This window comes from Geomonas sp. (assembly GCF_035254065.1).
Lineage (GTDB): Bacteria > Desulfobacterota > Desulfuromonadia > Geobacterales > Geobacteraceae > Geomonas.
Window position 1 is genome coordinate 1 of sequence record NZ_DATFBA010000147.1, and the last position, 9,909, is coordinate 9,909.

The 9,909-nt window shown below is 60.9% G+C and carries 11 protein-coding genes and 1 riboswitch; of the genes, 9 read left to right on the plus strand and 2 right to left on the minus strand.

Features of this window, described 5'->3' with window-relative positions:
- The first annotated feature begins 78 nt into the window (after nt 1-78).
- Complete coding sequence (locus VJ604_RS07170; protein WP_324081093.1) at nt 79-1,044, plus strand: peptidylprolyl isomerase; 966 nt, start codon at nt 79-81, stop codon at nt 1,042-1,044.
- A gap of 192 nt (nt 1,045-1,236) precedes the next feature.
- Here the strand turns inward: VJ604_RS07170 and VJ604_RS07175 are convergent, their stop codons facing one another.
- Nucleotides 1,237-2,142 (minus strand): DnaJ C-terminal domain-containing protein, encoded by a 906-nt coding sequence (locus VJ604_RS07175; RefSeq protein WP_324081095.1) that lies wholly within the window; start codon nt 2,140-2,142, stop codon nt 1,237-1,239.
- Between the two features lie 388 nt (nt 2,143-2,530).
- Between VJ604_RS07175 and VJ604_RS07180 the strand changes: the two genes are divergently transcribed.
- The 8 genes from VJ604_RS07180 (at nt 2,531) to VJ604_RS07215 (ending at nt 9,480) form a co-directional block, all read left to right on the plus strand.
- Complete coding sequence (locus VJ604_RS07180) at nt 2,531-3,730, plus strand: protoporphyrinogen/coproporphyrinogen oxidase (RefSeq protein ID WP_324081097.1); 1,200 nt, start codon at nt 2,531-2,533, stop codon at nt 3,728-3,730.
- A 130-nt stretch (nt 3,731-3,860) separates the two neighbouring features.
- Entirely contained in the window at nt 3,861-4,226 is a 366-nt protein-coding gene (locus tag VJ604_RS07185; protein WP_324081099.1) for a hypothetical protein, read from the plus strand.
- A gap of 134 nt (nt 4,227-4,360) precedes the next feature.
- Nucleotides 4,361-4,437, plus strand: a riboswitch (cyclic di-GMP riboswitch).
- A 93-nt stretch (nt 4,438-4,530) separates the two neighbouring features.
- Entirely contained in the window at nt 4,531-5,184 is a 654-nt protein-coding gene (locus VJ604_RS07190) for a hypothetical protein (protein ID WP_324081101.1), read from the plus strand.
- 179 nt (nt 5,185-5,363) lie between these two features.
- A complete protein-coding gene (gene tsaA, locus VJ604_RS07195; protein WP_324081103.1) occupies nt 5,364-6,056 on the plus strand; it encodes a tRNA (N6-threonylcarbamoyladenosine(37)-N6)-methyltransferase TrmO in 693 nt (230 codons plus the stop codon).
- 56 nt (nt 6,057-6,112) lie between these two features.
- Nucleotides 6,113-6,835, plus strand: a complete 723-nt coding sequence (locus tag VJ604_RS07200) for a YkgJ family cysteine cluster protein (RefSeq protein WP_324081105.1) — start codon at nt 6,113-6,115, stop codon at nt 6,833-6,835.
- Between the two features lie 102 nt (nt 6,836-6,937).
- Nucleotides 6,938-8,083 (plus strand): hypothetical protein, encoded by a 1,146-nt coding sequence (locus VJ604_RS07205; RefSeq protein ID WP_324081107.1) that lies wholly within the window; start codon nt 6,938-6,940, stop codon nt 8,081-8,083.
- Between the two features lie 278 nt (nt 8,084-8,361).
- Nucleotides 8,362-8,721, plus strand: coding sequence for a hypothetical protein (locus VJ604_RS07210; protein ID WP_324081109.1), 360 nt, complete (start codon nt 8,362-8,364; stop codon nt 8,719-8,721).
- A 318-nt stretch (nt 8,722-9,039) separates the two neighbouring features.
- A complete protein-coding gene (locus tag VJ604_RS07215) occupies nt 9,040-9,480 on the plus strand; it encodes a GreA/GreB family elongation factor (RefSeq protein WP_324081111.1) in 441 nt (146 codons plus the stop codon).
- A gap of 42 nt (nt 9,481-9,522) precedes the next feature.
- Here the strand turns inward: VJ604_RS07215 and VJ604_RS07220 are convergent.
- Nucleotides 9,523-9,909: hypothetical protein (locus tag VJ604_RS07220; RefSeq protein WP_324081113.1), on the minus strand; the 387-nt coding region annotated here is incomplete at its 5' end.

Genomic DNA, 9,909 nt, shown 5'->3' on the forward strand with positions numbered 1-9,909 from the left:
CAGAACCAAACAAACCACGGCGGCCGGGCATAAAGTCCGGCCGTTTTTACTAACCGCAGCCTACATTTGAGAGCTACCATGGGAAAGTTTTTCACCGGCATCATCCTGTTCGCGCTGTTGGCGCTGCAACCGATCACCTCCCCGGCCGCCCAGGTCATCGACGGCATCGCGGCTACCGTCAATGACGAGGTCATCACCACCGCCGAGGTGGACAAGGAGTACTCCCAGCTGCAGAGGGAAGCCGAGAAGCTGCCGGCCTCGGCCAAGATGGGTCTCCGCAACACCGCCCTGAACCGGCTGATCGACAAGAAGCTGATCGACCAGAAGGTCAAGGAACTGGACATCAAGGTCTCCGACGAGGAGATCAGGGGCACCATCGAGGACGTCAAGAAGCAGAACAACCTGACCCAGGAAGCTCTGCTGCAGGCGCTGGCCGGCCAGGGGCTGAGCTACGAGCAGTACAAGGCACAGCTCAAGGAGCAGCTGGAACGGATGCGGCTGATGGGCCAGGAGGTGCGTTCCAAGATCCAGGTCGGCGAGCGGGAGATGCGCGAGTACTACGAGGCCAACAAGGCCAAGTACGGCTTCGACCAGCAGTTCAAGGCGCGCCACATCTTCTTCAAGCTGGACAAGAACGCCCCCCCGGCCGAGGTGGCCAAGGCGGAGGCCGCCGCCAACGAGGTGCTTAAGGAGGCACGCAGCGGCAAGGACTTCGCCGAGCTCGCCAAGAAGTACTCCGGCGACCCGACCACCGCCAAGGAGGGGGGAGACCTGGGGAGCTTCAAGCGCTCCGAGATGCTGCCGGAGATCGGCGACACCGTCGCTGCCATGAAGCCCGGCGAGATCAGCTCCGTGGTGCGCAGCCCGGCCGGTCTGCACATCATCAAGCTGGAGGAGAAGACCGAAACGGTCGGCAAGCCGTACGACGAGGTGAAAGCCGAAATCGAGGAGGCGCTGTACAAGAAGAAGTCCGACGAGCGTTTCTCCCAATGGGTCAAGGACCTGCACAGCTCCGCCGCCATTGATATCAGAGCAACCCCCTAAAGCCGGACCACAGGGGACACAGAGGAAACCTGACCGGAAGGGAAAAGACAAAGGGCTGAGGCCAAGGGGAAGATCCCCGCAGCCTCAGCCCTTTCTTTATGTACACCTTCTGCCATCACGCCCCCCCTTGAGAAAAGGGGGACAGGGGGATTTGCTTTGATGTGTTGCCAAGGTCGCTTGGTAACTTAAAGCTTACAGCCCCTCATCCGCCAGCTTCTCGATGAGCTCCTTCTGCTTGGCAGTGACCTTCTCGGGCACCTGCACGGCGATCTTCACGTACATGTCCCCTCGCTCCCGCTTGCCCATGATCGGGAATCCGAGCCCCTTGAGGCGCACCTTGGTCCCCACCTGGATGCCGGCGGGGATTTTGATCCGCTTGGCCCCCTCCATGGTCGGTATGTCGATGGCGCCCCCGAGCACCGCCTGGGAAAAAGGGACCTCATGCGGCAGCACGATGTCGTTTCCCTCGCGGTGGAAGAGAGGGTCAGGCCCCACCAGCACGGTGAGGAAGAGGTCGCCGCTGGGCCCGCCGAAGCGCCCCGCCCCGCCGCGCCCGGCCACCCTCAGCTTGGCGCCGCTCTCGATGCCGGCCGGTATCTTCACGGAAAGCTCCTCGCGCGCCCCCTCCCGCATGAAGGCGATCCGCTTGTCGGCCCCGTCGTAGGCGTCCCGGAAGGTGACCTGCACCTCCATGGAGAAATCCTCGCCCTTGGCCGCCATGTGGGCGCGCCCCCCGCCACCGCCGCGGTGCGCGCCGCGCCGCAGGGCGTCGCCGAAGATGCGGGAGAAGATGTCGTCCGTGCCGAACCCCTGGTCCCGGAAGAGATCGCCGACGTCGAAGCCTCTGAAGATGTCCTCCTGCGAGAAGCGCTGGTGGAAATTGGTGGAGCCGAACTGGTCGTACTGTTCCTTCTTCTTGGGATCGGAGAGCACCGCGTAGGCCTCGTTGATCTCCTTGAAGCGGTCCTCCGCCTGCTTGTCGCCCGGGTTTTTGTCCGGGTGGTACTTCACCGCAAGCTTTCGGTACGCCCTTTTTATCTCCTCGACCGAGGCGCCCTTTTTGAGACCCAGCACCTCGTAGTAATCCCTCTCGGCCATAACTTTCTCGTCCTTTCAGATTTTGCGTTAGCCGTTCATGCTGAGCTTGTCGAAGCACCCCTTAATAGCACGCCCGCACCGCCCTGAGCCTGTCGAAGGTCCTTCCATCCAGTTTCTGCCACAGCACGAGGCCTTAAATCTTCCCCCCCTGAATGTAATAGCTGCCTCAGCCAATGTCAACCGTCGGTAACCCTTGACAATCAGAGGCGGTCAAGCTTATATAGGCCGAGGCTAATTAGCTGTCTTTCCGATACTGTTTACAACAAAACGTGTTGCCGGTCACTACCTTCACTTCCATTCTGCGAATCCCTCCCCCCAGCGTCCCCTCCCCTTCAAGGAGAGGGACAGGGTGAGGATGGGGTTTTCCGTTCCACAGAGGAGCCTTCACATGATCAAGTACGACCTCATCGTCATCGGAGCAGGTATCAGCGGCCTGAGCATCGCCAGTTACGCCACCGCCGCAGGGCTCAACACCCTGGTGCTGGAGAAGAGCGGACGGGCTGGCGGCTGCTTTCACTCCCATCGCTTCGAGGGCGACGCGGCAGGCTTCTGGGTAGAGCTCGGCGCCCATACCTGCTACAACTCCTACGGCGGGCTGATCGGGCTCATGGAGAAGTACGGGCTGATGCAGAACATCCAGCCCCGCGAGAAGGTCTCCTTCAAGATGCTGGTGGGCAACGAGATCAAGAGCATACCCTCCCAGCTTTCCTTTGTCGAGCTGTTCAGCTCAGCCTGGCAGATATTCACCCTCAAGAAGGAGGGGGAGAGCGTCGCCTCCTACTACGGCCGGATCGTCGGCGCCAGGAACTACCAGCGCGTCTTCGCACCCGCCTTCAACGCCGTCATCTCGCAGCGTGCCAACGACTTCCCGGCCGACATGCTCTTCAACAAGCGCCCCAGAAGAAAAGACGTCATCAAGAGCTACACCATGAAGAGCGGCCTCTCCTCCATCACCGACACCCTCTCCGCCATCCCGGGGCTGACCGTGGTCACCACTGCCGACATCACCAAGGTTGCCAAGGAGGGTGACGGCTTCGCGGTCGAGCTGGCGGATGGCCGCGGCTTCGAGAGCTCCCGTCTCGTCGTCGCCGTGCCGCCTCCCGAGGCATCCAAGCTGACCGCCGGCATCAACCCGGCCGTCTCCGCGGCACTCGCCCGCATCCCGGTGGAAGTCATCGAGACCGTCGGCGTGGCCGTCGCCAAGGACAAGCTGCAGGTCCCGGCCGTGGCGGGCATCATCGCCGCCGATGACGACTTCTACTCAGCAGTCTCCCGGGACACCGTTCCCGATCCCAGGTATCGCGGCTTCGCCTTCCACTTCAAGTCCGGTAAGGTCCCCCTGGAGGCCAAGCTCAAGCGGATCGCGGAAGTGCTCAAGGTAAACAGGGGAGAGCTTCAGCAGGTAGTGGAGCGCGAGAGCCGCCTCCCCTCCCCGGTGGTCGGCCACCATGCCCTCACCGCAGAGATCGACCGCGCCCTGGCCGGCGGCAACCTCTTCGTCACCGGCAACTACTTCGCCGGCATGGCCATCGAGGACTGCATCGTGCGATCCAAGAAGGAGTTCGAGCGCCTGTCCGGGAAGTTGTAAGGTAACGAGTTCGAGTCAAAGGATAACCACCGGTAAGTTTCACCAGCTTCTCCGACATTTCTAAAGGGTGCTTATCGCTAGCAGCAATGGCTCCCGACTGCAGTGAAACCAAACGAGCAAGGAGATCCCGATGCGCTACATCAATACCGACAAGATACTGGCAGCCCAGCTCACCACTCCGGCCGAAAATCCCCTGGTCGGCGACGACACGCGGCTGGTCGATGTCTGGTTCGACGGAAGCGCCGTACGAAAGCAGCTCTTCAAAAAGGTGAAAAAGAGCGAGCAGGAAGCCATGGCACAGGACCTCGAGAGCAGGGGCTTCATCCGCTCCGGCAATCTCCTGATCAATCCGCGCGCCGTCCTCTTCGCGGAGATGGAGCACGAGATCGTGGGCGGCCTGGTCACCATCGGCTACCAGGACAACGGCAGGCCGGTGGAGTTGAAGGTGGACAGCAAGGCATTCACGGATCTGTGCGAGCGGCTGGCAGGGGGGTAGCCGCAGAAGTCCCTCTGACAAGTGCCCCCGCGTCCCCTCCCCTGCAAGGGGAGGGACAGGGTGAGGATGGGGTTACCGGGTTGACATTTATTTCTAAGTATGGTTAATTGCAGCAACTCTTTAACCTGAGTGATACACGACAATACTCAACCATCCGCGAGGATGGGGCGGAAAGCCTATAGGGTCTCACCGAGACAGCCGGGTTGCCGAAATATCATGGATATGCGGCGTCCCGGCTTTTTTATTTCCCGGCGACAGACATACCTGGACCAAGAGTCATCTCTCCCATGGAGGTATCACAGTTATGCTCAGGAAGTTCAGCAGGGCCAACCGGCTCGCGGTGCTGCTCGTGCCCACCGCCCTCGCAGTCGGCGCCTCGGCCGCTCTGGCCGGCAATGTCGGAGTCGACATCAATCTCCACCTCGGCAACCAGCCGCAGCAGGTCATCGTCCCGGCACCACAACCGGCACCCGTCATCGTGCCGGCGCCCCCCGCCGCGGTGGTGGTACCGGCGCCTCCGGCCACCGTCGTCATCGAAAATGATGTCGACTTCGTCTATCCCTCCCAGCTCGGCTTTTACGTGGCAGTGGGGGTTCCCTACGACCTCTTCTACCTCAGGAACAACTACTACCTCCACCGCGATGGGCGCTGGTTCATGGCCTCCGGAAGCCACGGGCCGTGGTATCCCGCCCGCTACCGGGAGCTTCCGCCGCGCCTGCGCAGGTATGACATGGCGAAGGTCAGGGCGTACCGCAACGCCGAGTACGACGTCTACCGCCGTGACCGGGACCATTACCGCGGCAGGCACTTCATGACCGCGCGCGAAGCCTGGAAGGAGCAGAAACGGGCCGACAAGGAGTACCGGAAAGAGGCCAGACGGGAGGAAAAGGAGTACCGCAAGGAGATGAAGCGGGAGGAGAAGGAAGAGCGTAAGCACAGGGGATGGGAGCACGACTGATCCAGCCGCAATCGAGGCAACCAGAGGGGAGAGGCCATGAATAGGCCTCTCCCCACCCTAACCTGAGGCCCTCGCCCCTTCAGGAGAGAGGGTGGCCGACGGCCTGGTGAGGGTTGCCCCAATCTACTGCAAAGGGCCCGCCCTCCCCCCTGCCCCTCTCCCCCAAGGGGGCGAGGGGAGTGGAAAGAAAGTGGGGACAGGCCATCAAGGAATTTGGACTTGACCCACAGGCCAATGCTCAAGTAATCTCCCACTTTCCTCACCACAATCGATATCCGTACCGAATCAGGCACATCATGAATGTAGCGATCGCCCCAGCTCTCGACCTGCCGGAACAGGAACCCCCCGGCCAAGCCCAAGAGTTCCAGCTCACCTATCGACCAATCGGCATCCTGCGCTCCCCCTATTCCCGCCGAATCGATGCACCGCACCAAAGCACCGTCGTTGAAGGTACGCAAACCGGAGCTTTCGCCGAAGCGACCCTGGACCTTTACGATTGGCTGGACGAGAAAACCCTCCAGGACCTGAGCGGCTTCGAGCGAGTCTGGTTGATCTTCGCCTTCCATCTGAGCGAAGGGTGGAGAAACAGCGTGAAACCTCCCCGAGGCGGGCCGAAACGTGGGGTATTGGCCACCCGTTCCCCGCATCGCCCGAATTCTATCGGCCTCTCTGCCGTGGAATTGGTGAAGGTCGAAGGAAAGACCCTGCATCTTCGGGGAGTGGACCTGCTGGATGGGACACCCGTGCTCGATATCAAGCCGTACGTCCCTTACGCGGACGCCTTTCCCGAGGCCAAAGCGGGTTGGATAGACGAAATGGATGCCAAGTTGGGACGTAACTCCGCACCAGGCCCCCGAAAACCGAGGATGTAGTGATATGGGGGGGTGAGGTTCCGCGACACGGAACGGCAACAAGGGAAGGAAAAGAGATGACGCCAACATGCGAAAAAATAGATGAGCTTCTCGACCTGGTAAAGCAGCAGCAGATGTTCCTGGAGATGTTCGCGCGCTCGTGGGTGAGTGACTACCGTTCCAGCGGTGGCACCGTTTTTTGCGGCAAGGGATGCAGCAACTGCTGCAGCCTGGCCGTGCATACCGGCTTTGCCGAGGCGCTTGCCGTTGCCCGCCAACTGGACGATTCCCAGGCGGAAGCGGTCGAGGCTTATGCCATAAAGCTCCGTGACCTGGTGCAGGGCGTCACGGAACTCCCCGAATACCTGCGCCTCCACCGACAGCAGATGGGATTCTGCCCGCTGTTGAATGAGTCCGGCGCTTGCAGCGTCTACCCGGTCCGCCCCCTCTCCTGCCGTTCTCTCATCTCCACCAAGGAAAGCATCTGGTGCGGCGCCGACTTTTCCCAGATCGCTGCAGCCCAGCGCGACGCCTTCATCGCCAGTCTCGACAGAAAGGTGGTGGCTTTCCCCAGCCACTACGTGGCCGTTCTGCAGGAGAGCGGGAAGGAACTGGAAGAAACCTGCGCCAAAAGGATGCGCGCCCTCTTCGGGTTTGCACTCTACGGCAACCTCGGCGTCCTGATCCACCTCATCCGCAGCCATGGCCTTGACGTCGCGTGCTGCTCCGGAGCGGCAGCGTGCGCCGAGGCTCTCGTCAAATCAGGCTTCAACCACCCGCTGCTGGTGACCATCTCGTAGTAACTACCGAACGCAGCTTCCGTTTTTGCCATCACAAGCACCAAGTACTCGCAGCGCTCGCCGAAACTCGGTGACCGTCAACTACACAAACCCGCGCCCCTTATGGCAAATGATGCAGCCAACATCCCCGGTGCAACTCCCCCCCCTTCCGATCAGGCCAAGAGGTTAGCGCTTTACGTATTTCTCGCGACCCTCTTCGTCCAGAGCATCAAATTCTTCTTTTACATTGCCGACGGAGAGATGTGGGCGCACGAGATTTTTTTCCTGCTGACCAGAAATCCCGCCGCATTGAACTTCAATGCTGCATACGGACATCCCGGCACCACGCTGCTTGAGCTAGGCTCTCTGCTTCACCTCGTGTCTGGGTTGTCCTATTATCCGGCCCTTGCCTTCAGTACCGCCTTCCTGGTGGCAGTATTAACTGCGGCTTGTTCAGCCCTCTGCTACCTGCTGAAGCCCCGTTCCCTGTGGTGGTTCACCACTGCCTTCATTCTCACCTTCAGCAGATTTTATATAGATGCTACCCCCCCTGTTGCCGTCGTCATGCCGTTCATGACTCTCTTTGTTCTGCTTTCTTGCTGGTTATGGAAACAGGAGGTCACGGCTGCCAGGCGGTTTTGTATCCTGTTTGGTATCCTGATCGGGCTGTCGGCGGCGACCCGGCTCGATGTCACCCTCTTCGTCGCCTGCCCGCTCTTCGCCCTCTTTTGCTACCGGACCGGACTGCGCTCCCCGCTGCCGGGAGTGGCAGGGGGAGTCGCGGCGTTTTTCGCGTCCAATCCCTTCCTGTGGTTTATGCCATTTCAGCACCTCAAGGATCTCTTGCACAAATTCACCTACCACTACGCTCAGTACAATGCCAGCACTTCCCTCACCCTTTCGGAATGGCTCTACGCGGTGCCACTGTCAGTGCTGGCGATTATCTGGTCATTATTACTCTTGCGGCGACAGAACCAGGAGGGGAGCCTCGCCAAAGAGGTGCTCCTGACGTATGGCGCTCTCACCGTGGTCGCGGTGGGATTCCTGATAAGTTCCAAGTTTCAAGCTGTACGGTACCTGTACCCGTTTCTTATCGTATGGGAGGTCATCTTGGCCCACTTTGTCCTGGAGATGACCGAGGCCGTCAGCGATTTTTCTCCCAGCTCCCTGCGGATCAACAAACGGACGGTCCTGGCTCTGTTAGGATTCGTCATCCCAACCCAGATAATCGGCTACCTCTGGGTGTTCAGATGCTTCGGTGCCCTGTGAGCCTGCACCAGGCAGGGCAGGCAACCAGGATATCGGACCATGCCAGGAGACCATTTATACCCTCGCGCCTTAAGGGTGGCCGCAGGGCGGGTGAGGGCTCCCCGTTTTGCGGGACTGCCGCCCTCCCCTCCTGGGGGAGATCGCGAAAATTCACCCCCCACGCTAGAGGAGGAGCCAGGTGCCTCAGGAGGTTGCTGTAAATCGCCTGAAGGAGCATGATGAAGAGGTAGCCCGATGTCCACTCAAACAGGAACCGGTAGGGACTTGAGGAGGTTGCTATGGACAGACATACTGCTGCTCGCGGATTAGGCTGGTTCAGCCTCTGTGTGGGTCTGGCGGAAGTTGTGGCCACCAAATCGGTCGGCAAGATAGTGAGGATGAAAGGAAAGCCCGGACTTTTGCGCTCCTTCGGAGTCCGGGAAATGGCAACGGGAGTCGGCCTGCTGTCCGGAAGACGCCGGGCCTCGTGGTTATGGGCGCGGGTGGCGGGAGACGTCATGGACCTGGTTGCCCTCGGCTCGGCACTGGCCAAAAGCAAGAAGCACCACAGGGGACGGCTGGCCACCGCCCTGGCAGCCGTGGCCGGAGTCACCGCCCTCGACGTCCTGTGCGGGCGTCACATGAGCAAAGCGCAGTAATTGGGGTCACAGAAACCGGATTAGCGATGCCCTTCCACTACACGTTCCCCCCTTGATAAAGGGGGGACAGGGGGGATTTGCTTTTCCTGGTGTGAAAAACGAACTTCCGAACCCGAAAAGCTTCAGATCAGAGAGGTTCCCAGCACGCCCGCGGGCTGAACCGCCTCACCCTTGACTTACTCTTGCCGACATGGTCAAATGCCCCTCTCCAGTAAGAGCGACGCGAATTCCGCTCCCCCGCAGTCCCCTGCAGCATCGTTCATCAAAGGAAGGTAACCCACCATCGACACCCTGAAGACTCAGATACACCAGGCGATCATGAACCGACTGTCGGCCGATCTCGCCGTTTTTTCCGCCGCCGCCAAGACTGCGCACGAAGCAGCCACCCACGAAGAGAATATCCCCGACAACAAGTACGACACCCTCAGTCTGGAGGCCTCTTATATCGCCCAGGGACAGGCCAACCGCGCCCAGGACCTGCGCCGGGCCCTGCAGGCCTACCAGTCCCTCGAGCTTCAGGAGTTCGACGACGACTCACCGATCCGGCTGACCGCCCTGGTCAGGCTGGAGGCGGAGGATGGCGAGGAGAAGATCCTCTTCATCGGTCCGCAGGAAGGTGGGTTGAAGCTGACCGTGCACGGCGAGGAGGTGATGGTCATCACCCCGGCCTCCCCGCTGGGGAGCGAGCTGATCGGCAAAAGCACCGGCGACCAGGTTACCATCGGCAGGAAGGAGTTCGAGGTGGTCGAGGTATCCTGATTCAACTGCCAGACACCCCATCGCGTCTGGTAATCGGGGACCTTAGCGCTGTAAGACGAACCAGGCGCCGCAGGTGAGGGAGGCGTAGAAGGCGACGCCGAGCGGACTGGAGAGGGCGACCTTGAAATCCTGACCCGAAGGGATCGAGCTGTAGCTGAAGAGGTAGATGGCGACGTACATCAAGAGGGTGTGAGGAAGGTCGGCCGGGAACCAGCTCCACCAGTGGCGGTAGAGGTAGTAGGCGACGACGTTCAGCGCCAGGGGGGCGAGCGCGGAGGGAAGGGCCGAGATGACGCCGGGACGACTGATGGTGACGGAGCCGAGCACCCAGCGACCCTGCCCCGCCCGGCGCGGTATGATGCTAAAGCCGACCGGCCGCCCTCCGGTCACGGCACCGACCAGCAGGTGGGAGAGCTCGTGCAGGATGGT

Excerpts from the sequence above, each read along its gene's own strand:
- VJ604_RS07205 (WP_324081107.1), top strand. The coding sequence starts at position 6,938 with ATGGCAAATGATGCAGCCAACATCCCCGGTGCAACTCCCCCCCCTTCC.
- VJ604_RS07185 (WP_324081099.1), top strand. The coding sequence starts at position 3,861 with ATGCGCTACATCAATACCGACAAGATACTGGCAGCCCAGCTCACCACT.
- VJ604_RS07210 (WP_324081109.1), top strand. The coding sequence starts at position 8,362 with ATGGACAGACATACTGCTGCTCGCGGATTAGGCTGGTTCAGCCTCTGT.
- VJ604_RS07175 (WP_324081095.1), bottom strand. The coding sequence starts at position 2,142 with ATGGCCGAGAGGGATTACTACGAGGTGCTGGGTCTCAAAAAGGGCGCC.
- VJ604_RS07170 (WP_324081093.1), top strand. The coding sequence starts at position 79 with ATGGGAAAGTTTTTCACCGGCATCATCCTGTTCGCGCTGTTGGCGCTG.
- VJ604_RS07200 (WP_324081105.1), top strand. The coding sequence starts at position 6,113 with ATGACGCCAACATGCGAAAAAATAGATGAGCTTCTCGACCTGGTAAAG.
- VJ604_RS07215 (WP_324081111.1), top strand. The coding sequence starts at position 9,040 with ATGAACCGACTGTCGGCCGATCTCGCCGTTTTTTCCGCCGCCGCCAAG.
- VJ604_RS07190 (WP_324081101.1), top strand. The coding sequence starts at position 4,531 with ATGCTCAGGAAGTTCAGCAGGGCCAACCGGCTCGCGGTGCTGCTCGTG.
- VJ604_RS07180 (WP_324081097.1), top strand. The coding sequence starts at position 2,531 with ATGATCAAGTACGACCTCATCGTCATCGGAGCAGGTATCAGCGGCCTG.